Below are 22889 nucleotides of genomic sequence, written 5' to 3'. Positions count from 1 at the left end.
TAGACCAGTTCCTGGCTATTCGTGACGGGGCAGTCTTTTTTGTGAGGTATCGGGGAAGAGCTTAAAGTAGCGGCGGTAAACATGCCTGCCGGTCTGAATCAATAAGAAGTGGAGGGCAGGGAGGACCAAAATGTAAACCGGCTCCTTTACGGACAGGATCCCCCGGTCCGCCATTGCAATTTCTATTGTGGTTAAGAATACGACCGTCATAATGGTAAATGGAAGTTCCCTGTTACGATAATAAATGATAAGTGAGTAAAGATAGGATGAGAAAAATAGATAGGCAAAATTCCCGGTAATATTATTTCTCATTTCTTCAGTGAAAGCCGGTATAGGCAATTCATATAGACCGAGCAAGGAGGACAATATCCAGCCTCCAGTTTGAGTAAGGGCAAGCATTGCAAAGAACAGGGTGGTGAAATTGATATAGTGCGACCTGTCCTTATCGAGGCTGTTCCACCAGAGCTTTGAGAGTATTACAGTCAGTATCAGGAACATCGAAGTGAAGATCGATCTCCACCAATAATGGACATACACCTCCAGATATAAGAAAAGCGTTTCAATCATGAAAAAAAGACCAATAATAAAGATAATCGCCCTTATTCTTAAGTTAGTGACTACGATGAAGGTGATGGCAACCGGAACGGCGAAGGCCTGTGAAACGATCGATCCCAGTACGCTGTCGCTATATTGATTGACCAGGATCCCCGGATCATACTCATAGCTTTTGAACAGGATAAAAATGATGAACTCAAATAAAAATGCAAGGCCGCAGATAAAAAGCCAAAATAAAAAAATCAAGTGAGATTTTTCACGATTTTTTGAAATTGTATAGGCCAGAAGGAAGAGACTAAAAACGGTTAAGGCCAGAAACGGAACCCAATTTGGCATGATTTTACTCCTTCATTCAAGGATAAACTTATATTTCGCAAAAACGACTCAAAATATTTATTTGGTGACCAATGTGTGAACATTTGAACAACGGGCGTGTTTATTATTGAAGGTTACGCAGGAAGGACTTATAGTAAAGCTAACTGTATTTTATTACATATGAGAGAGCATTGCCGGGTAATGAAGTAAGTGTACATAGACAAAAGGTGATCTTTATAGTAGAAGTCCTAGAAAGGGGAGAAGCATCATTGAAGATCAGTGATTTTTCAATACGCCGTCCAGTATTTACGGCCGTGACGATGTTATTAATATTGATATTAGGGGGAGTGTCCCTCTCCAGAATCCCGTTGAAACTCATTCCTGATCTGAATCCCCCTGTAGGGGTAGTGGTGACCAATTATCCGGGTGCCAGCCCCGAGGAGGTCGTGGAAAAAGTTACAAAACCATTGGAAGAAAACCTATCCACCCTTCCTGGAATGAAAAATATCCAATCCACTTCAAGGGAAGGCTCAAACTTCATTCTCCTCGAATTTTCCTGGACGACCTCCATTGATGAAATTGAAAACGACGTTCTCCAGCGCATTGATCAATCTCCTCTGCCGGAAGGGGCCCAGGAACCAAGGTTCTTAAAGTTTGATCCTGCCCAGTTTCCCATCATCCAGGTATCGCTTAGAGAAGAGGGGGACGGCAGCAATTTAAAAGAACTGTCAGAAAAATTAAAGTTGGAACTCACCAGGGTTGAAGGAGTTGCCAATGTAAATGTCTCAGGTTCATTCAATGATGAAGTGGTCATCGAATTAGACCAGCAGTCTTTAAAAAAGTACCGGTTGAATCAGTCTGATATCGTCAACAGTATCCGGGCCAACAATATCACCTCGCCGGGAGATACTATCGAAACAGACGGTCAGACATTGACAACCCGCGTCATCAGCCAAATGAAGAATGTGGATGACATTAAGAATCTGGTCATGGGAGTCAATCCCCGAACAGGTAAAAACATCACATTACAGGATGTAGCAGAGGTGGAGCGTAAGGAACAGAGTACGAATACCTCCACCCGCGCAAATCAGGAGCCTGCCGTACTATTCAGCGTACTACAGCAATCTGATGCCAATACGGCTTCTGTTTCAAAAGCGTTTCAGACTGAATTGGACAGGCTTCTCGATCAGGATCAATATAAATCAATTAAGTCCAACATTCTTTTTGATCAAGGGGATTATATATCTGATGCAATCGGCAATATCACCAGCTCATTATTGATTGGCGGAGCTTTTGCCATGCTCGTGTTATTCTTATTCCTCAGAAATATCAAAAGTCCATTGATCATAGGGGTGGCAATTCCATACTCAGTCATTGTCACATTCGTCCTCATGTTCTTTGCGGATTTCACACTGAACATTATGACACTTGGCGCACTTGCACTCGGTATCGGCATGCTTGTGGATAATGCAATTGTCGTGATTGAAAATATATATAGACATCTATCTTTAGGGAAAGATTCCAGGACAGCCGCGAGTGAAGGGGCAAAGGAAGTCGGGGCAGCCATTACGGCATCCACTTTAACAACTGTGGCTGTTTTCCTGCCGGTCGTGTTCATCTCCGGGTTGCTTGGGGAGTTATTCACTGAATTTGCCCTTACGATTTCTTTCAGTTTGATTGCTTCCCTGGTGGTAGCCCTGACCGTGATCCCGATGCTGGCAAGCAGGCTGTTAAAGAAACCGAAAGGAAACCTTGACGCAAGGCGAAGGCGTTCCAAGACCCGTAAGCGGTTTGTTCAAAGCATCAAATGGTCATTGCGCCACAGATTCGTGATTTTGTTCATTACTGTCGTCACCCTTGCAGCCGGCGGCTATGGATTGACTACTGTCGGTACTCAGTTTCTGCCTCCGACCGACGAAGGATTTTTCAATATGAAAGTTGAGCTGGAGAACGGCTCCTCCATAAGTGAAACAAATAAAACAGTCAAGGCGGTTGAAGCGAATCTGGAAAAGCAAAAAGATGTGGATGTATTTGTAAGCCTTGTCGGAACGACCCAGGAAGAATCGTTCAGGGGCTCCGAGAAAGGAAACATAGCAGAGGTTTATGTGAAGATGAAGCCTTTTGAGGAAAGGAAAAGGTCCATCTTTGAATTTGCAGATGATATTAAACCTGAGGTAGAAAAAGCTGCAAGAAATGTCAATGAATCAGCGGAAATTTCATTCAATTTGCAGTCCACCTCCGGCACCAGTCCGCAGACATTGACCTTTAATGTCCGCGACACCGATCCAAACAGGCTTGATAAATCGGCAGACCGCTTATTCGATTCCCTTAAGTCCATGAAAAACGTAACGGCTCTCAGTACGGATAAGATGGAGACGGTAAAAGAAATTCAAATGAACGTCGATGAGGACAAAGCTTTAAAACAAGGACTTACCCCTGCCCAAATCGGCACGGCAGTCCAGGATATCACGAGAGGAGTAATGGCCACCCAAATCGTGACTAAGAATTCGGATGTGCTCAGTGTATTTGTGCAGTATGACCGCAATATAACCGAGAATCTTGATTCATTAAAAAAATTGCTGATCCCTAATGGGAAAGGGGAGTATATTGCCCTCGATTCAGTTGTTGATTTCAGCATAGAAGACGGACCGGTCAGCATCCAGCGAATCGATCAGCAGCATGCTGTCCAGTTTGATCTGAAGTATTCATCATCCACCAATCTTGGAACCATTTCAAAGGCAGTGGATGAAGAGATAGAGAAACTGGACCTCCCCGACAGCACTCAAGTTTCATTCAGCGGGGATAGAGAGCTGCTTGAAGACTCGATCGACGATATGGCACTTGCACTGGGTCTGGCGATTGTTCTGGTATACCTGGTGATGGCTGCGCAGTTTGAGTCATTTAAGTATCCGTTTGTCATTATGTTCACTGTACCATTGATGGTGATCGGTGTATCCCTCGCACTTACCATGACCAAAACGCCGATCAGTATTTCTGCTATCATCGGAGTGATTGTCTTGGCCGGTATTGTTGTAAACAATGCCATTGTGATTGTAGATTACATCAATCAGCGAAAAGAAACCGCCCCTAACAGTTTTGAAGCGATCGTCGAAGCTGTACAGGATCGTACACGTCCTATTTTGATGACTGCCCTTACGACCATCCTGGGCCTGCTTCCTTTGGCGCTTGGAATAGGGGAGGGAACCGAAATCAATCAGCCTATGGGTATTGCGGTAATAGGGGGACTGGTCAGCAGTACTTTGTTGACGATATATGTCATCCCTGTCGTTTACAGCTTCTTTGATAAAGAAACCAGGCGGATGAAAAGAAAGAAGACAACCTTTAAATTCTAATAGGAGTTCATCCTGGTTCCGGGCATACAAAGTCCGGGGCAAGGGTGAACTTTTTTTCTGGATGTTTTTACTCAAAAAGACTGAAACTAAATTCAGGGTAAGAATCTGCGTAATAATTGGGAGGAGAATGGTAAAAATAAGCGGAGATACATCTCTAGGAGGATTCTCAAGATGTTACTTTCCCTTTCATTACATAACTGCCGGCCGCAAGGAATAATAAAACTATACTTGATGACGATTCAAGCAAAGATTTATCTCGACAACAGGGGATATTCATGAAGAAATCCATCACGAAATCAGAAGGGATTCTCTGGAGCATTGCCTTGCCGGGGTTTCCTCAACTATTGGTTGGCCTGTGGTTTAAGGGAACATTATTCGTGCTTCTTGAAATCATAATCAATGTACAGAGCAATTTCAATCAGGCAATCATGTTAAGTTTTTTAGGGGAAACACAAAAGGCTGCAAATGTGATTGATTATCAGTGGCTGATGTTTTATCCATGTCTTTATATGTTTGCTATGTGGGATGCGTATAAGATAGCCTTGACCAGAGAAGAGGAGTACGCGTATCTGCCATTTGTCCTGTCGGCTTACTTTGTCACGGCAGGTCTTATGCTTTCGCCTAAAGTATATATACTCGGGCGGTTCATAGGTCCCGTTTTTTTCCCTATGATGTGTGTCATACCCGGGGTTTTTATCGGTCTTGCACTGCGCTCCATCCTGCTCAGATTCAGGTGAGCATATTCCTTTACGGTGTTCTAAAGGTGATATAGAATGTATATATTGAACTATATGTTTTCTACCTGTCAAAGGGGAGTAGCTATAGGCTTCGGCCTAAACAAAGTCGTCATTTCATGGATACTTCCATCGGCTTTGTTGGCATTTTGAACAATGCTAAGCAAGACCTTTGCCTTTATTGGGCAAGGGTCTTTTTTATTTTCTGAAATTCCTTGCCTAACTTGAAAACAATCATATTAACAGGAGGGATTTTACGAACATGGATGCATCTATACTTTTGGAATATGGATGGGTATTGCTTATCCTGGTGGGTCTTGAGGGGATCCTGGCTGCCGATAACGCTGTCGTCATGGCTGTAATGGTTAAGCATTTACCTGCGGATCAACGGAAAAAAGCCTTGTTTTACGGCTTATTTGGCGCATTCGTATTCAGGTTCCTGGCCCTTTTCATGATTTCATTCCTTGTCGATGTCTGGCAGGTACAGGCAATTGGTGCAATATACCTATTCTATGTGGCCATTCATCATTTCATAAAAAAGAAAAAAGAGACGGGTGCTGTCGAAGGAGAACCGTCAAATGCCAAGGGCTCGGGATTCTGGACAACTGTTTTGAAGGTGGAACTTGCCGATATTGCATTTGCCGTTGACTCCATGCTTGCTGCAGTCGCCCTTGCCGTGACCCTTCAGCCAACGGGGTGGTTCAAAATCGGTGGAATTGATGGAGGGCAGTTTACCGTCATGTTCCTTGGCGGTATAATCGGCCTGGTCATCATGAGATTTGCGGCAACGTGGTTTGTTAAACTTCTTGAAAAATATCCTACACTCGAGTCCACTGCATTCCTAATCGTCGGGTGGGTCGGTGTAAAACTTGCGGTGTTTACTCTTGCACACCCTGAAGTTGCAGTGCTGGAGCGCCATTTCCCGGAATCAAAAGGATGGAAAGCAGTCTTTTGGAGTGTCCTCATCCTGCTCGCTGCCGGGGGATATTTACTTTCTAAAAGAAAAGCAAAGAAAACAGACTTAGAGGGAACTGAATAAATTGTTATTACTGAGCCGAGGCTGCAAGCAAGAAGCAGCCTCGGCTTTTCATTGGTTATTTTTAAGTGTTGAAGATTGGGATTCAATCCTTCCTCTTCAAAAAGGAATTTTTATTTTTTTTGGTATACCCCCTCAAAAAATATCCCAGGCACGTAATTCATGTAATAGAGCGATCGCATCTAATAAAAATCAGAGGTGCTACATATGACAAAAGATAAACAACTTAAAATTATGAAATCCACGCTTGCAGTACTGCTTGCGGGGTCAGTTACTTTCTCAGGGACTTCAGCATTTGCAAATTCTGACAGTGAAGATTTTGAAACTGTGAAGATCGATCAGAAAGAAACGGATTCCAGTACAAATGTACAAGTGAACGATGAGGCGGTAATCGACTCAGTTAAAGAAGAAATCGAGAAATTAGAAGAAGCGGATGAGTCTCCTTCTTTATTACCGGGTGATTTCTTTTACTTTGCTAAGCTTGCATTAGAAAAAGTAAAGCTTGCTTTCACAATGGACGACAGTAAAGAAGCAAAATTACTGGCAGAATATGCAGCTGAGCGTTTGGCAGAAGCAGAAGCTTTATTCCAAAATGGACAGGAAGAAGAAGCAGTGGACGCAATCAACAAAGCAATCGATATGATGAATTCTTTTGAAGACAAATCGTCAGATGAGGATACTGCAGAAGATGATACCGCTTCTGAAACAGAAGAAACCGCTTCAACTGAAGAGGAACAGCCTGCAGAAGACACTGAAGAAACATCTGGAGATCCTGTTGATACTGAAGACACAGACGCAGCAGATGATTCAGAAGAAAAATCAACTGATGAAAATAACAGTACAGAAGAAAACAAAGAAGATGCACCTGCTGATATGGAAGAAATTATGTCACAAAATATTGCAGCTTTAAGTGCTGCAATGGAAAAAGTGAAAAACCCTAAAGCAAAAGCTGCTTTACAGAAGAATATTGAAAAGAGCTATGCAAAATTAGCTGAAAAGCTTGCCAAGTTTGAAGGTAAATGGGCAAAAGAAGAAGAGGCAGAGGAAAAAGCCGAAGAAGAAACGAAGGTAACTCCAGAAGAATCAACAGATACAACTGAATCTGCTGCAGAAGAAACAACGGTTGAAACTACTGCGGAAGAACAACCGGCTGAGGAAAAAGCTGAACCTGCACCTGCACCAGTAAAGTCAGATAAGAATGAAGTAAAAGAAGATCGTAAAGCAGCAAAGCAAGAAGCGAAAAAACAACGTGAAGCAGCAAGGCAAGAAGCGAAAGAACAACGTGAAGAAAGAAAGCAGAAGGCAAAAGAGCAGCGCGAAACGCTGAAAGAAGAAAGAAAGCAAGCGAATGAAGGCCGTAAAGAAGAAAGAGGCCAGAGTGAAAAACATAAAAATAAAGGTCAAGGACATGAAAAGAACGACCATAATAAAGGGCAGGGTCAAAAAGGGAACGGACATAACTAATTTTGCGGCTGTAAAGAAAAGGATGAAACATCTTGAAGTGTGAAAAGTTTTAATCCATCAGTCTGAAGGGGGGACTTCGGCACTGTTCACCAGATTGCGTGCTAATCGAAACATTATCTGGTGAAAAAGGGCTTGGAGTACCCCTTCCTCTCATTTTTTATTGAAAAATGGCAGCTTATTAGTATAATAGTTTGCATGATGGGGTGAGACTGATGCTGAATTTATTACTATTTTTACTGACGAAAAGAATGAAGAAGCCGTCATTGGAAGAATTGGCACTGGACATACAAGGCGGTAACGAGCAGCTTCTTAATACAGTCATCAATGATTATAAGCCATTCGTGAAAAAAACCGTTTCTTCCGTTTGTAAACGGTATATATATGAAAGCGATGATGAATTTAGCATCGGTCTGATTGCGTTTAATGATGCGATTTTAAAGTATAGCCATGATCGCGGTTCATCTATCCTTAGTTTTGCAGAAGTGATCATTAAGAGGAAAGTAATCGATTATATAAGGAAGAATGGAAAATATCAAGATATCAGTATGGATCGCAGCCACATGGAAGATGATGCAGATTCACCAGGCTTGACCGTTGAACAGCTGGTTTCAATGGATGAGTTTGAAAAACAAATGGAAATTGATAAGCGAAGAGAGGAAATAGTTGATTTCAAGCATCACCTCTCAGAATACAGTCTTTCATTTAACGAACTTGTTGATCAGTCACCGAAGCATGAAGATGCGAGGCTCAATGCGATTGAAATAGCCAAAACAGTCGTCACGTCGAATGAATTAATGTCTTACCTTAAAGAAAAGAAGCGTTTGCCAATAAAGAAATTAGAGAAACGGGTGAATGTCAGCAGAAAGACAATAGAAAGAAATAGAAAATACATAATTGCTATTTCGATCATTATGAGCAGCGATTATATGTATTTGAAGGATTACTTAAAAGGGCGGTTAGATAGATGAAAAAAGGGATCATTATGGAAATTAGACGTGATGTACTCATTATGATGACGCCTGATGGACAATTCGTAAATGGAAAGAAAGTGCCGGATGGCCATTATGCAATAGGTGAAGAGATAACTTTTTTTCCTGTAAAAGAACATAGGAGATTTATTCCGGGGTATAAGTGGAAGTCAGCTGCAGCACTCCTGACAGCAGCCATTCTTATCATTACGCTCTTCTCTGCATCATTCATTCAAAGCAATAAAGCATATGCCTATGTCTCAGTAGATATTAACCCAAGCCTTGAGCTTTCTCTAAATAAGGAAAACCAAGTGATTGACATAAACCCTTACAATGAAGATGCGAAGATATTAATTGAGAACTTAGAGGATTGGAAGAAAGAAGATATCAGTGAAGTTACTGAGGAAATACTTCGTCTGAGCGAAAAGCTCGGATATATGAAAAATGATCAAAATGTGTGGATCACATCTACCATGATAGATTCTTCGGATAGCGGTAAGCATTCAGCATTGCTTAATGACTTGAACTCATTTGTTAAACAATATAACAACATGCACAGCAATGAAATCATCGTTAATGAAACGACCAAGGATGTTAGAGATAAAGCATTAAAGCAAGGGGTCACGGCAGGTGCCTTCCTAAAAGAATCGGTTAAATCAGAACAGACAAAACCTGTTAAACCGGCCGGTGTCACCACAAATGATAGTGACGGGGATAAAAGAGATGACACAAACGCCTCTCCAGTTGAAAAAGAACCACAAGCTCCTGAAACAAACAAGGATCACGACGGTCCGGTACCTAAAAAGGAAGTCGAGACAGATTCCACACACAGTAAGAATAAAGAAAAAAGCAATGAAATTAAAAGCAATGAGAGAAACAAACATTTCGAACCAGATCATCCTTCTCAGAAAAAACGTTCCGGAAACAATTCTAACAATGGAAAAAAAGGAAATGGGGAAAGATCTGAAAATCGCTGGAAAAATAAAAGTGATGAAAATGGTCAATCCAATCGGGAAAAAGGAAAAGGTCAGGGGAACAGTCAGCAAGATCAGTCATCTCACAACAGGGAAAAGCAGCATAAAGATAAAAATGACCGATAAATGTTTACACTAAAGGAAGGCTCATTAAATTTATGATGAGCCTTCCTTTCTTCTATCTCATATATGTAAATCCGGCCGGTGATGCCGGCCGGTTTAAGCCATATTATTTAGTTTGACCGCCTGAAAGCTGGGATTGAGCCTGCTTTACAAGACGCTTTGTAATTTCTCCTCCAACTGAACCGTTAGAACGGGAAACAGTGTCAGATCCAAGTGTCACGCCAAATTCCTGAGCAATTTCATATTTCACTTGATCAAGATACTGCTCGACACCAGGCACTAATAATTTGTTGCTGCTTCTAGCCATAGTGAGTAACCTCCTTCTGAAAAACGTGAAGCTTAAATGCTTCCGTACAAGTAGTATCCGTAAAGGGTGAGTAAGTGATGAGTGGTAATTTTTATTCGTATTGGATAGGACGCAGAACGGTTTGGTTTAAGCTGCTTTGATATATGGAAGAATAAAATAGAGGAAATCTGCTTTTTTCCTTTCTTTCCATGTCCATTTTATTTAAGATAGATAAAGTACATATTATTGCTTTGAAAGGGAAGTCCATTATGTGGTTATCATTTCGTTCAAAACTGAATAAGTTGACACCGGCTCAAGTGATCGTCAGTTATTACCTGCTTGCAGTTACGGTTGCGACATTATTGCTAAGTTTGCCCGTCGCACATAAGCCCGGGGTGGAATGGAAGTTCATAGATGCTTTATTTACTTCCGTGAGTGCAGTCAGTGTCACAGGACTGAGTGTCGTAAGTACAGCCGACACGTTCAGTACCGCGGGAATCTTCCTGTTGATATTCGTGCTTCAGTTCGGGGGGATCGGTGTCATGGCAGTCGGAACGTTCTTTTGGCTGCTTGTTGGAAAGAAAATCGGTCTAAAAGAACGCCAATTGATCATGACAGATCAAAACCAAACAAATCTATCCGGCCTGGTAAATCTTTTGAAGCAGATATTGCTCTTGATTATCATCATTGAAATTATCGGGGGTCTCACCCTTGGTGTGTATTTTATGAGCTATTATCCTACCTGGCAGGAAGCCTTCATACAAGGATTATTTGCATCGGTAAGTGCCACCACGAATGCAGGCTTTGATATCACCGGACAGTCGCTCATTCCATTTAAACATGATTATTTCGTTCAGTTTATTACAATTATCCTCATTACAATGGGGGCCATCGGTTTTCCAGTCTTGATTGAGACAAAGGACTATTTGATGAATAGTAAAAGAAGCAAGCATCATTTTTCACTTTTTACGAAAGTAACGACCTTGACGTTCGGGTGTTTGTTAGTGTTTGGAACATTAATGATCCTCATACTTGAATACAATCATTTCTTCAGCGGAATGGTCTGGCATGAAACATTTTTTTACGCATTTTTTCAATCGGCTTCTACACGAAGCGGGGGGCTTGCGACAATGAATGTTTCGGAGTTCTCTTCCCCGACATTACTCGTATTAAGCGGGTTGATGTTCATTGGGGCTTCCCCTAGTTCAGTGGGAGGCGGGATAAGGACCACTACATTTGCTCTCAACCTTTTATTCCTGTTTCATTTCGCAAGGGGAAATCAAACCATTAAGATATTCAGAAGGGAAATTCATGAACAGGATATCATTAAATCCCTTGTGGTCACGATTTTAGCCACCTTTATTTGTTTTCTATCTATTGTCATCCTAACCATGACGGAAAAGCACTCATTAATCGAGATTATTTTTGAGGTTGCATCTGCGTTTGGTACTTGTGGATTATCACTGGGGATTACTTCAGAATTGAGCACAATTGGAAAATGCGTCATCATGATCCTGATGTTCATCGGCCGTGTCGGGATCCTCTCCTTCCTCTTCATGATAGGTGGAAAGGAGAAGAAGGCAAACTATCATTACCCTAAAGAGAGGGTAATCATCGGATAAAGAAACGGTGCCAGTATTACCCGGCACCGTTTTTTATTATGTAGTCGTGATTTATGTAATACCCGGCTATTTTAAAACAGAATAAGGAACGTCAAAGATGATCCATAATCCAATAACGACCGGAAAAGAAGCGGTCCAGGCGAGCAATGGACGTTTATGATGGACGATAAGCATCGTAAACATCATAAGGTTGAATCCGATGTCCCATCCAAAATGCCAGCCATTGTGGTAAGTCATAATGCCGGCATAATTGGTCAAGCCTTCGGTTATCCCAAAGATCAATGTCCAAAACAGCACCCAAAGGACCGTCCTGGAAAGTGTCTCCGGAAGTCGTCCGATAAAGATGGCAACCGTGGCTGTATATTGGATAATCATCTTTAGAAGGGCGATAAAGGTATGATTCAGTTTGAAGTATTGTGCAAGAGGGTCCGCAGGCTGGAATTCCCACATCGAATAATCGAAAAGAAGGAACTGCGAAAGTAAATCCCCAATGATAAAAAACAGTAAAGTCGGGTAAAAAGAATGAAACTCCTTCCAATTGCCGAATTTCCATCCTGCCAATGCATATACGAGTAAAAATAGTAAGATCATTTTATTTCCTCATTCTATTTTTTTTTAGTCTTTGGTAATCGTCTTCATTTATTCATGTTCTATGGTTATTGTTTCTAAAACAGTTTAATGGATGAGCATATAAATAAGTGGGAAAAGTAAAACATAAAGGAGATGATCAACCATGGCTAAACGAAAAGCACAGCACGATGCTGCCGAGAAGAATAATAAGACACCCTTGAAGAATAAACAGGAAACTGAATTTGCTGCCGAATATACACATGGCGAGGATGCCATTAAAGGGAAAAATAGAAACTCTGCAAAAGGCAAAGAAGGCAGAAGCTGATGAAAGATAAAAAAGACACCGTTCGCGAAGAATTCGGACAGGAGTTTGGAGATATCAATGCAGCGAAGCTGATTGAAGTGTCGTTGAAAGAAAACAAGCAGCAAAAAGAAGATAAGAAAAAGTGCTAAGCGTTATCGCTTAGCACTTTTTTTAATGTGGTATACATTGCCTATCAAATAAAAAGAGTGAAGAACGGCCATCGGCAGGCTCATAATAAGCCAGTACGTATTGATTGCCGCCATCTGGAGATACAATTGTTTCAAGCAGCGTGTGTTTGTATATTTCTTTTTCTGTAAGATTCAATATCATAAATTCTTCCCCTGCAATTTGAGGCGATTTTAAAAGTTCCTGATAAACAGAAGAACGGTCTTCCTTTGTCATTTCAATTTCCCACCAAGGCTTACGCGGCTTATACTTTTGATTACTTAAATAATCAAGTTTCATAAGCCCTTCGATCACTCTCATATCATGCTTTCCTTGAGTTGAAAGGAATTCGTATAATCTTTTGTAGAGGTCTTCAAGCTGGTGACCGATCCTTGACCAGCCGCGGCTTTCCCAATAGGAGCCGAATTGCTGAAAGAAATCAAACGGAGTTTCGAAACAATTTGTAACCAGGTGCTCAATTGTTTGATCCATTCTATGGTCATTCCAATACTTTTCCAATACATCTTCCACTTGTTTGATCCTCAGGATATCATCAAATGATAGAACATTGTTTCCAAGTATCTCGTAAGGGGAGTGATCCATGTAGATGTATTGATGGTCGTTGGCTCGAATGCGCAGACCGGTTCCCCTCAGCATTTTTAAGAAGCCCAATTGAAGCTCTTCAGGTCTCAGTTCAAATACATCATTGAATGTTTTACGGAATGAATGATAATCTTCCTCGGGCAGGCCGGCTATCAAATCAAGATGCTGATCGATTTTCCCTCCGTCCTTCACCATGGTAACCGTCCGGGTAAGCTTTTTATAATTTTGTTTCCTCATAACCAGATCATTTGTTTCATCGTTTGTAGACTGAACCCCGATCTCAAACCTGAATAATCCAGGAGGTGCTTCTTGATTAAGAAATTCAATGACTTCCGGCCTCATGATGTCTGCGGTGATTTCAAATTGAAAGACTGTACCTGGTAAATGTTCATCAATCAGGAATTGGAACATTTCCATTGCATAACTTCTGCTGATATTGAACGTGCGATCGACAAATTTAATGGTCTTTGCGCCGTGTTCCATTAAAAAGCGGATATCTTCTTTTACTTTTTCACGGTCGAAATATCTGACACCGACTTCAATTGAAGAAAGACAGAATTGGCAGCGGAATGGACAGCCTCTGCTCGTTTCGATGTATGTGACCCTTTTGGAGAGCTGAGGAAGATCTTCTTCAAATCTGAATGGTGAAGGGACATTCCTCAAATCGATTTTATTCTGCTGGGGTTTAATCACTGGCTTACTATTATCTAAGTAAGCAATACCATGAACGTTGGACCAGTTTTCATCACCATGTATCTCATCAAGAAGTTGTTTGAAGGTTTCTTCCCCTTCACCAAGGACGATGAAGTCAACTTCCCCTTCAAGCCGGTCGAGCCAGTATGGGACATCATATGTGACTTCAGGGCCACCAAGGACAATCTTCACTTCCGGAAGGATCTTTTTAAGGACCTGGATGACTGTGATTGTCTCTTCGATATTCCAGATATAACAGCTGAATCCGATGACATCCGGTTTTTTTGAGAAAAGATCGGTAGCAATATTCAATACCGGATCCTTGATCGTATATTCAGCCAGTTCTGCATCGTAGTGGGGTTGTATATATGCTTTCAGGCAGCGGATGGCGAGATTGGTATGGATATATTTTGCGTTTAACGTACTTAATACGACTTTCTTCATTGAGAATAACTCCTTCTTTACTTCTTATAACCAAGTTTCATAACTCATTCATGATTAATCTGTCTGCGATGATACAGCGGACCGCTCTACCCATTTTATCCGAGGGAGCGAAAAAGCTCAATATTTGTCTAAAAGTAATTCGGAATTATTGTATGAATAAGAAGGATTTCAGAGAATAGTTCCGAATTATATAGAGTATAATCAACAAACAAGACAAAAACTGCACATTATCTTTAACAAGAAAAAGGACTGACCCATAATCATGTGGTCAGCCTTTTATCGGTGTAGAGATTTTACCTTGTTTTCATCTCTCTTTTTGAGAGCAGCTTTTGCAGTTTGGTCGATTTCAACTCAATGATCGGCTGTGTGATCGAAGTTAAAAGCTTCGTGGAAAAGATGATCGTCAAGATGAGAGAAACAGCCAGGAACAATAACAGACTTGCTGTTGGATTGATTGAGTCCTTTATATCGCTTACCCTGAACAAGCGGATGATAAAGCCGTGAAGCAGGTATACGTAAAGTGTATTTCTTCCCCAACTCGTAAAGAATTGTTCTTTGCTTGGGACAAATGCATAGAAACTGAATATCATTACAAAATTGAGGGCGTACACAAAGGCCCTGACTCCCATGCTGATGACGTCATTCCATTCGAAATCTCCATAAGGCTTTGATCCAAGCAGCCATTTATCAGAAAACTCCGGTACAAAGTACATTCCTAAGAATACGAGCAGAATGATGATCCCTGCAGAGATGCGCGCTTTACTTGTTTTGAAATATTCAAAGTGCTCTTTTTTCATATAGTAGCCAAGCAGGAAAAACGGAAAGAACACAAATGTTCTGGACAGACTCAGATAGTTAGTGACTTCATCAACAAAGCCGACCAGCAGCCCGAGTGCAATGGCTGCCGTCAATCCCATTGCCGGTTTGAATTTGAACCATTTGATGAACACGTAAAGCAGGACGTTCCAGCAGAACAGGCTGATCAGGAACCATAATGACCAATGCGGATTCAATGGGTTAAGTTCAAATGATGATTTGTCATACAAGAAATAATAATAGATAGTATAGATAAGCTGGAAAAGGATATAGGGAAGAATCAGCTTTTTAGCAAGTTTACCGATATACCCCTCCTTATAAAAACCTTTTGCGAACAGACCTGCAACTAAAATGAAGGCAGGCATATGGAACGTGTAGATGGTTTTGTATAGGGAGAGCACAAATGGGTCACTCTCGATGTATGAACGGATGAGGTGTCCGAACACCACAAAAAAAATCAAAATGAATTTTGCATTATCAAAATAAGAATCACGTTGTTTCATTAAAGCATCACCGACTTTTTTTCTAATATTTTCGCTAATAAATTTTCTACCCTAGGATACAACGTGTAAAACCTGAATTTCACTGTTAATTATCACCATTAGGTAACGGTACTATTCAAACACTGTGGTAAGTTAAGCCGAAAGTCTTCTTTTGAAAATATAGGAGGATGTAGAAATGACTAAAAGCAGCAAGTTGGAAAATCAATTAATTAAGGAAGATTGTCATCCTGTCGATAGGGAAATTTGCTTAGCCTCTCCGATGGCGATGGTTGTCATAAATGATGAATTGAAAATCAGTTATGCCAATGATCAAGCCTGCAAGGTAATGAAGATGGACCTTTCCACACTGACTGGCAGGCTCTTCAACACCTTTTTCTCATCAGTGCCTTCCCCGATCGTAGCGCACTACCAGGAAGTGATGAGATCGGGAAAGTCACTTGAAGATGAAACATTAATGAATATCAAAGGCGATAAAATCATCCATGTTGAATTGATACTGAAAAAATCCTCCGTTTCTACTAATGCCTATTTGTACTTTAAAGATGTAACGAAATCAAAGGAGAGTGAACGGAAGGATCATCTCAACGTTCACCTGCTGTCGAATATCTTTCAGAATGCCTCGGAAGGAATCGTCCTATTTGACCTTGAGGGGAACATCAATGACGTGAATACGGCTTTCACCAAGCAAGTCGGTCTGTATAAAAAGGAAATCATCAAACGGAATATCCGTTCATTCATCCCTGAAAATTCCCATTATAAAATAGATAAAATCAAGGAACTGCTTTCTAAGAACAGAAAAGCCAGGGGAGAAATACCGATAAAAAGGGACAACGGAATCTCAATCGTGGAATTCACAACGAGCCCCTTTATCCATCATAAGCTCCATATGGCCATCCTCAGGGATGTCACGGAAAGAAGGCAGATGGAAATACAGGTCAAACGAAATGAAGAATTATTCAAAGGCCTGTTTGAGGAAGCGATTGACGCGATTGTCCTATGGGATCAGGACGGGAGAGTGTTGAAAGCGAATGCGTCTGCCCTGAGGATCTTTGAATGTTCTTTATCAGAACTATTGTCCAAAAAAATAAAAGACTTCGTTTATCCGTTAGAAAGCCAAAAATTCGACCTGGTGATGGAGCAGCTGTATAAAAGCGGTGCAGTAAGGGATGAGGTTCTCTTTTTAATGCCCAATAACCAGCTGAAACACCTTGAATTCACTTCCAAGCTTCATTCAGTGGATGGTTATAATATGACGATCTTCAGGAATGTAAGTGAGAGGTATCAGATGGAAAAGGAACTGAGGGAAAGTGAGGAGAGATTCCGAAAGATATTCGAAGGATCACTGGACGGGCTGTTCCTTACAAATCATAATTATGTGGTGGTCGATGCCAATCCTGAAGCGAGCAAGATTCTGCATCTTGACAAGGAACAATTAATTGGTAAAGATGTCCGGGAAATTTTAAACATTAAAGCAGACGACGAGACGTACCATGATTATTTGGTACAATTGAAAGAAGAGGGCCAGTCCAGTTTTTTAAAAACGTTCCGCTCTCATGATGAAAGGCTTCATTATATCGAATTATCGTCAAAATATAATCTGCTTTCCAATCTCAACTTAACAATCATCCGTGACATCACAGAACAAATAGAAATGCAGGAACAATTAAGGAAGTCGGATACATTGAGTGTGGTAGGGGAGCTGGCAGCCGGAATTGCACATGAGATCCGGAATCCGATGACAGCGTTGAAAGGATTTATCCAGCTTCTTGAAAACAGTGTGGGTGAAGATCATGAAATGTACTTTAATGTCATAACGTCCGAGCTTCAGAGAATCGAATCGATCATCACGGAATTTTTGGTGCTGGCTAAACCGCAGGCTGTACAGTACCAGGAAACAAACCTCATTAAAATCATGAAAGATACCGTTGAGCTGTTAAGTGCACAGGCGACCATGCATAACGTTCAGTACGATGAACGATATCAGGAAGGGCTGCAGCCGATTTTTGCTGAACCCAATCAGTTAAAACAGGTTTTCATCAATATCATTAAAAATGCGATTGAAGTGATGACCCAGGGCGGAGTCATCACGATTGGCATCCATGAAACAGCTGATGATTGTGTTCATATCGAGATAAGGGACCAGGGAAGCGGAATATCGAGGGATAAAATTAAAAAGCTCGGAGAACCTTTCTATACGACGAAAGAACGCGGAACAGGGCTAGGTCTTATGGTAAGCTTTAATATAATCAAAGAGCATAATGGCAGAGTGGAAGTCGATAGTCAAATAGGTGAAGGAACAGTCTTCCATATTTATCTGCCAAAGGTGTAAGGAGATGAGCGCAAATGTCTATATCAAAACTTGTGATGGAAAGTCCGATTGGACAGCTGGAACTCCGGGCCGATGAAGAATCACTAGTGTCCCTGGAGTTCGGAGGGGAAGACGGGGTTCCTGCACATACTGATCACCGAATCCTCCTGGAAGCAAAACGCCAGCTGCAAGAGTATTTCAAAGGCGAAAGGAAGGAATTCACACTTCCGCTTAAAATAGAAGGAACAGATTTTCAGGAGGAGGTATGGAAGGCTTTAAGCGTTATCCCATACGGATCAACCTGCTCTTACGGAGATCTAGCTGCACGAATAAAGAGACCAAAAGCCGTCAGAGCCATCGGCCAGGCCAATAAAGCAAATAAATTTCCCGTGATCATTCCTTGTCACAGAGTCATAGGTAAGGATAAAACAATGACCGGCTATGCAGGAAAGCAGGTGGATAAAAAAGAAATCCTGCTGGCACTTGAGCAGGGCATTTAGGATTTGAAGCATTTTTCTTCGGAAAAGTGCTTTTTTAATTGTAATAGACCCCTATTTAGATTACTATCTAATTAGATAATAATCTAAATAGGGGAGTGAGTTCTTTGCAGCTGGAAAAACAAGTCGCTTTCCATAAAACGATGGGAGATCCCACACGGATTAAAATTGTGCATCTACTGGCGGCGGGTTCTCTGCATGTCAATGCAATTGCAGGAAAACTGGGGTTGACTGCCCCAACTATTTCACATCATCTCAGCAAACTGAAAGACTGCAATCTTGTCTACTCCAGACGGGACAAGAATACGATGTATTATTTTCTGAATAGCAAAGTGCTGGCCCATCATGCATCAGTACTTGAACGATTCACTGATCAAGGGGGAGGAACGGCGGAAATGAACGATAAAATGCTGAAAGAAAAGCAAAAAGTAATGAATAATTTCATGGAAAAGAGCGGGAGATTGAAGTCCATACCTGCTCAGCAAAAAAAGAAGCTGTTCCTGCTTGAACATATGGTGGAAGGGTTGAAAGTCGGGACCAAATACACCGAAAAAGAGATCAATGAATATATCAAGGATTTTCATGCAGACTTTGCCACTCTGAGAAGAGAGTTCATCATCCACCAGTTTATGTTCAGGGAAAATGGAATCTATGAAGTCAACCCGCGGGAAATGTGGGGATCGACTGCTTTATATAAAGGGGAATGATCCAAGGAGGTGTGTCGGCGCAGGGGGTGTGGATGGTGTTGGCTCTAGCCCAGGCATTGGCCTATTCGTCGGTCGACGCTTGTGAATTTTGTCGTTTTTAGAAGTATTGTCTGTAAGTGATTGATTACTGTTGATAAATCTCTTGAAAATGTTGGTAAATCAAAATTTCTGTTGGTAAATCTAAAAAAAGTTGGTAGCTCTCCGTCGGTAAACCCGAAAACGAATGAATATCCCAAAAGCACTGCTACCCATCGCACGCTTTAAACTCATGCCCAGCCCGCAAAAAAAGCACCAGGGTCAGCTCCCCGGCAGCCCGCCGGGAAGACGCTGGTGCTCAAATCTCCAATTCCCCTCATCATTTTCCAGATATCATGCTGGCAATATTCTCTTCATAGGAAGGATAAATGACGCCCTTTTCAGTAATGATGCCCGTTATCAATTCATGGGGCGTCACATCAAATGCAGGGTTGTATACTTGTGTTCCCTGCGGGGCAACCTTGTGTCCATTGAGTTCAGTCAGCTCTTCCGGCGCGCGTTCCTCAATGGGGATGGAGGTACCCGCCGGCAATGTGAGATCAAAGGTGGAAGAAGGGGCTGCCACATAAAACGGGATTTTAAAATATCTACAAAGGATGGCGAGCATAGAGGTGCCGATTTTGTTTGCTGTATCACCATTTGCAGTGATCCTGTCAGCTCCTGTGATGACAGCTTCAACCTTCTTCTCTTTTATTGTATGGGCGGCCATGCTGTCAGCGATAAGCGTCACATTTACACCGGACTGCTGTAATTCCCAGGTTGTCAATCTTGAGCCTTGAAGGACAGGGCGGGTCTCGCATGCATAAACATGAAAATTCTTGCCTTTTTCGCTTCCTAAGTGAAAAGGTGCCAATGCTGTCCCATACTTGCTGGTGGCGATTGAACCTGCGTTGCAGATTGTCATGATGGCGGACTTATCTTTAAGAAGTTCAAGGCCATGCTCTCCGATTTGTCTGCATATGACTTCGTCTTCTGTATGAAGTTGAATCGCGGTGTGAAGAAGGGTGGTTTTTGCTTCATTGACGGATTGGACATTCTCAATCGCTTTCTCCAGTGAATTCAATGCCCAGCCGAGATTTACGGCAGTGGGGCGGGAAGAAAATAAATATTCTTTGTCCTCCCTGAACTTCAGAATGAATTCATCCAGGTTTTCAGTCTGATAGTGATTAAGGGTTATCGCCAGTCCATATGCTGCCGTAATACCGATGGCGGGGGCCCCCCTGACTTTCAAGGTCACGATTGCGTCATAGAATTCATTTAACGAAGAAAGCTTCAGGTTTTCAATTTCATGTGGAAGCTTTTGCTGATTTAATATCTCTAAACAATCATCACGAAAATTCAGTGATGTCGGGATGGTGGTCGTATTAGTCATGATTGTCTCCTTACGATGAATGTTTTCTGATTAATTGAGTCAGTTCTCCAATTGATGAGAGCGTGTGTCTGTTTAGGATCAGTTCTCTTCCAAGAGAAAGTGATTTTCTTTTGGCGTTTAACCTTTTATCCTTTTCTGGAATGCCGTCAAGGTCTGCGACATGGGCAAGCCCGGCCGTTCTTCTGATCAGCTCACACCCGCTGAAACCTGCACTGTCCTGAAAGGCTTTGTTCAAGACATATTCCAAGTACCCATTTACCTTTGTATACGCGTCCCCGCTTTCCTGCCAATGTTGTGAAAATGTTTCAGAAAATACGTTCCAAGTGTCAGAGAGGATCGTCAGGATCTCTTCTTTTCCTTCCGTGTCTTCCCTGGTGATTGCCTGGAAAGTCAGGTTTGCAAAGAACTGGCCGATGTCAAAGCCGATTGGGCCGTAAAAGGCAAACTCCGGGTCGATGACTTTTGTTTGATTTTCATCAGCGAATATACTGCCGGTGTGCAGGTCGCCGTGCAAGAGTGCTTCGCTCTCGGTGATAAAGCTTTTCTTCAGTTTTGCCACCTCGAGTTTCAAAGTGAAATTATTCCATAAATCTTTTAGAAGGGGCAGCAATTCCTCTTCAAAATCGTTCGTTTCACTGTTGAAGAAAGGGTCTGTGAACACCAGGTCTTCGGTGATCTTGCACAGTTCGGGATTAGAGAAGTTCTTGACATATTCTTTTTTCTTAAAAGGATGCAGTGCATAGTCGGAAGTGAAATACAGCGTATTGGCCAAAAACGTGCCTATATGTTCTGCTAAATACGGGAAAGGGTTTCTGTTGATCAGTCCTGTACGCAATATATTCAAAGAACTTAAATCTTCCATCACAGTGACTGCGAGCAGTTCATCACTATGGAATACCTGTGGTACTAAATCAGGGGCATGGATTTGCTGGAGCTTCAATGCATCCGCCTCGATTCTTGCACGGTCCACCGTCAACGGCCAGCTTTCACCCACCACTTTCGCATAGGGAAGGGCCTGTTTGATAATAATCGCGTTTTTCCCCTTCTCGCTGATTTGAAATACAAGGTTCAAGTTTCCGTCACCTATTTCCTGGCAGGACAGATCTGCATCCTCTTCAAAAAAATTCAATTTGAACGCCAATTCTTTGACAGTTTGTTCGTTCAGGGGTTGATAGCTTGAAACCGGACTTAATGACATGATGTTTCCTCCTTGATCTTTTTCTTTTCTGTAATTCAGGAGGCTTATTTTCTGCATTGAAAAAAGCCTCTTTCATTTTGGGAAAGAGGCTTAAAGAACGAATCTTATTCGCCTCTTATCTCTCAGAAAGGTATCCTTTCTGTTGGAATTAGCACCGTGCCTTATGGAATCATCCGGCGCATACAGCGCCCCGTCTCACAACGGTATTACGGTCGGTTGCTGGGCTTCACAGGGCCAAATCCCTCAGCCAGCTCTTGATAAGAGTTATTCAGTTGCATTGCGGTTGCATCTCAGGTTGTAATGCTTTGTGGTTTGAATAGTATCATTATTTGAAATACTGAGTCAATAACTTTTTGGGAAAATTTTATTTTAATAAAATTCCGGCCGCCGGTCTTGAAAGATCGGGATCTTCTTCCTTACTTCAGCTGCTTCATTCAAGTCGATATCTGCTGTGATTAACTCCTCTTCGAGGGTTCCTTCCGCTATGATGTCCCCCCAGGGATTGATGATCAGCGAATGACCTCCGAATTCGTTCTTTGGATCGCTTCCTGTGCGGTTGCATGCAATGACGAAGCATTGATTTTCAATGGCCCGTGCCGTTAAAAGGGTCTTCCAGTGCGAAATTCTTTCGGCAGGCCACTGGGCCACCACGAAGACGGCCTTTGCCCCTTCGACTACATGTCTCCTGAACCATTCGGGGAATCGGATGTCATAGCAGATCATGCCGGCCATCACCGTATCCATTAGTGTGAACAGGCCGTCTTCCTTGCCCGGAAGAAGATAATGGTGCTCATCCATCAGCTTGAACAGATGGAGTTTATCGTACTCTTTAATGATGTTTCCGCTGTTTTCGGCAACGAGGAGAGTGTTTGAAACACCATCTTCGGTTTTCTTGGCAATAGAGCCTCCGATGATATGAATCGAATACTTAGAAGAAAGTTCTGAAAGGAATCCGGAAATATCTTTAGCATCTTCATCCGCGATTTCACTGATTCTTGTTAAGTCATAACCGGTCGTCCACAATTCAGGGAAGACCACAATATCGCACCCTGCCTCATCCGCTTTCTCTACCCACTTCTGAACCTGTTTTTTATTTTCATCAGGGCGGCCAAATGAGATATCCATTTGTGCCAGTCCAATCTTCATACCCAAAGTAACACCTCATTTTTAAAAATTTTCACTTTACAATCATTACTTTACGTTATATCATTTGTGACTAGAATTTGAAAGTAAATAATTTTCT

20 protein-coding genes and 2 riboswitches are annotated in these 22889 nt (G+C 41.9%); of the genes, 12 read left to right on the top strand and 8 right to left on the bottom strand.

The window, feature by feature from the left end; translation table 11 throughout:
• Positions 1–15: 15 nt before the first annotated feature.
• Positions 16–891: a hypothetical protein gene (locus BHE18_RS08315; RefSeq protein ID WP_071618098.1), complete on the bottom strand. Its 876-nt coding sequence runs from the start codon at positions 889–891 to the stop codon at positions 16–18.
• 248 nt (positions 892–1139) lie between these two features.
• Here BHE18_RS08315 and BHE18_RS08310 point away from each other — a divergent pair, with 248 nt between their 5' ends.
• The 6 genes from BHE18_RS08310 (at position 1140) to BHE18_RS08285 (ending at position 9525) form a co-directional block, all read left to right on the top strand.
• Complete coding sequence (locus tag BHE18_RS08310) at positions 1140–4223, top strand: efflux RND transporter permease subunit (protein ID WP_071618097.1); 3084 nt, start codon at positions 1140–1142, stop codon at positions 4221–4223.
• Positions 4224–4498: 275 nt separating this feature from the next.
• The gene (locus BHE18_RS08305; RefSeq protein ID WP_071618096.1) at positions 4499–4960 is read left to right on the top strand and encodes a hypothetical protein; all 462 of its coding nucleotides are present in this window, start codon (positions 4499–4501) and stop codon (positions 4958–4960) included.
• Positions 4961–5021: 61 nt separating this feature from the next.
• Positions 5022–5173: riboswitch (yybP-ykoY riboswitch) on the top strand.
• 46 nt (positions 5174–5219) lie between these two features.
• The gene (locus BHE18_RS08300) at positions 5220–5996 is read left to right on the top strand and encodes a TerC family protein (RefSeq protein ID WP_071618095.1); all 777 of its coding nucleotides are present in this window, start codon (positions 5220–5222) and stop codon (positions 5994–5996) included.
• A 204-nt stretch (positions 5997–6200) separates the two neighbouring features.
• Positions 6201–7457 carry a DUF5667 domain-containing protein gene (locus tag BHE18_RS08295; protein ID WP_071618094.1) on the top strand — a complete coding sequence of 419 codons (1257 nt, stop codon included), beginning with the start codon at positions 6201–6203 and terminating at the stop codon, positions 7455–7457.
• Between the two features lie 212 nt (positions 7458–7669).
• Complete coding sequence (sigI, locus tag BHE18_RS08290) at positions 7670–8425, top strand: RNA polymerase sigma factor SigI (protein WP_071618093.1); 756 nt, start codon at positions 7670–7672, stop codon at positions 8423–8425.
• Complete coding sequence (locus BHE18_RS08285; protein ID WP_071618092.1) at positions 8422–9525, top strand: anti-sigma-I factor RsgI family protein; 1104 nt, start codon at positions 8422–8424, stop codon at positions 9523–9525. Before sigI ends, BHE18_RS08285 begins: the two co-directional genes overlap by 4 nt.
• A 103-nt stretch (positions 9526–9628) precedes the next feature.
• On the opposite strand, the gene BHE18_RS08280 is transcribed toward BHE18_RS08285, so the two are convergent.
• Positions 9629–9829, bottom strand: a complete 201-nt coding sequence (locus BHE18_RS08280; RefSeq protein WP_032089084.1) for an alpha/beta-type small acid-soluble spore protein — start codon at positions 9827–9829, stop codon at positions 9629–9631.
• A gap of 248 nt (positions 9830–10077) precedes the next feature.
• Between BHE18_RS08280 and BHE18_RS08275 the strand changes: the two genes are divergently transcribed.
• Positions 10078–11430 carry a TrkH family potassium uptake protein gene (locus BHE18_RS08275; RefSeq protein ID WP_071618091.1) on the top strand — a complete coding sequence of 451 codons (1353 nt, stop codon included), beginning with the start codon at positions 10078–10080 and terminating at the stop codon, positions 11428–11430.
• A 66-nt stretch (positions 11431–11496) separates the two neighbouring features.
• Here BHE18_RS08275 and BHE18_RS08270 read toward each other — a convergent pair whose 3' ends face one another.
• Positions 11497–12021, bottom strand: coding sequence for a hypothetical protein (locus BHE18_RS08270; RefSeq protein ID WP_071618090.1), 525 nt, complete (start codon positions 12019–12021; stop codon positions 11497–11499).
• 142 nt (positions 12022–12163) lie between these two features.
• Between BHE18_RS08270 and BHE18_RS23190 the strand changes: the two genes are divergently transcribed.
• Positions 12164–12325 carry a hypothetical protein gene (locus tag BHE18_RS23190; protein WP_171910673.1) on the top strand — a complete coding sequence of 54 codons (162 nt, stop codon included), beginning with the start codon at positions 12164–12166 and terminating at the stop codon, positions 12323–12325.
• Positions 12325–12453, top strand: a complete 129-nt coding sequence (locus tag BHE18_RS23755; RefSeq protein WP_268876299.1) for a hypothetical protein — start codon at positions 12325–12327, stop codon at positions 12451–12453. Before BHE18_RS23190 ends, BHE18_RS23755 begins: the two co-directional genes overlap by 1 nt.
• A 22-nt stretch (positions 12454–12475) precedes the next feature.
• On the opposite strand, the gene BHE18_RS08265 is transcribed toward BHE18_RS23755, so the two are convergent.
• Positions 12476–14209: a B12-binding domain-containing radical SAM protein gene (locus tag BHE18_RS08265; RefSeq protein ID WP_071618089.1), complete on the bottom strand. Its 1734-nt coding sequence runs from the start codon at positions 14207–14209 to the stop codon at positions 12476–12478.
• Positions 14210–14502: 293 nt separating this feature from the next.
• Positions 14503–15528 (bottom strand): acyltransferase family protein, encoded by a 1026-nt coding sequence (locus BHE18_RS08260; RefSeq protein WP_071618088.1) that lies wholly within the window; start codon positions 15526–15528, stop codon positions 14503–14505.
• Between the two features lie 175 nt (positions 15529–15703).
• On the opposite strand from BHE18_RS08260, the gene BHE18_RS08255 reads away from it, so the two are divergent.
• The 3 genes from BHE18_RS08255 (at position 15704) to BHE18_RS08245 (ending at position 19040) form a co-directional block, all read left to right on the top strand.
• On the top strand, positions 15704–17857 hold the full coding sequence (locus BHE18_RS08255) for a PAS domain S-box protein (RefSeq protein ID WP_071618087.1): 2154 nt from the start codon (positions 15704–15706) through the stop codon (positions 17855–17857).
• Between the two features lie 14 nt (positions 17858–17871).
• Entirely contained in the window at positions 17872–18336 is a 465-nt protein-coding gene (locus BHE18_RS08250) for a methylated-DNA--[protein]-cysteine S-methyltransferase (RefSeq protein ID WP_071618086.1), read from the top strand.
• 104 nt (positions 18337–18440) lie between these two features.
• Positions 18441–19040, top strand: coding sequence for a metalloregulator ArsR/SmtB family transcription factor (locus BHE18_RS08245; protein WP_071618085.1), 600 nt, complete (start codon positions 18441–18443; stop codon positions 19038–19040).
• Positions 19041–19395: 355 nt separating this feature from the next.
• On the opposite strand, the gene mtnA is transcribed toward BHE18_RS08245, so the two are convergent.
• The 3 genes from mtnA to BHE18_RS08230 form a co-directional block, all read right to left on the bottom strand.
• The gene (gene mtnA / locus BHE18_RS08240; protein ID WP_071618084.1) at positions 19396–20448 is read right to left on the bottom strand and encodes an S-methyl-5-thioribose-1-phosphate isomerase; all 1053 of its coding nucleotides are present in this window, start codon (positions 20446–20448) and stop codon (positions 19396–19398) included.
• A 10-nt stretch (positions 20449–20458) separates the two neighbouring features.
• Entirely contained in the window at positions 20459–21646 is a 1188-nt protein-coding gene (gene mtnK, locus BHE18_RS08235; protein WP_071618285.1) for an S-methyl-5-thioribose kinase, read from the bottom strand.
• A 112-nt stretch (positions 21647–21758) separates the two neighbouring features.
• Positions 21759–21910, bottom strand: a riboswitch (SAM riboswitch).
• Positions 21911–22015: 105 nt separating this feature from the next.
• Positions 22016–22792 carry a carbon-nitrogen family hydrolase gene (locus BHE18_RS08230; protein WP_071618083.1) on the bottom strand — a complete coding sequence of 259 codons (777 nt, stop codon included), beginning with the start codon at positions 22790–22792 and terminating at the stop codon, positions 22016–22018.
• Positions 22793–22889 lie beyond the last annotated feature (97 nt).

This window comes from Rossellomorea aquimaris, from assembly GCF_001877785.1.
In the GTDB taxonomy this organism is placed as follows: Bacteria; Bacillota; Bacilli; order Bacillales; family Bacillaceae_B; genus Rossellomorea; species Rossellomorea aquimaris_A.
The sequence above is the reverse complement of the archived record's forward strand: the minus strand, read 5'-3'. Positions and strand labels throughout refer to the sequence as shown.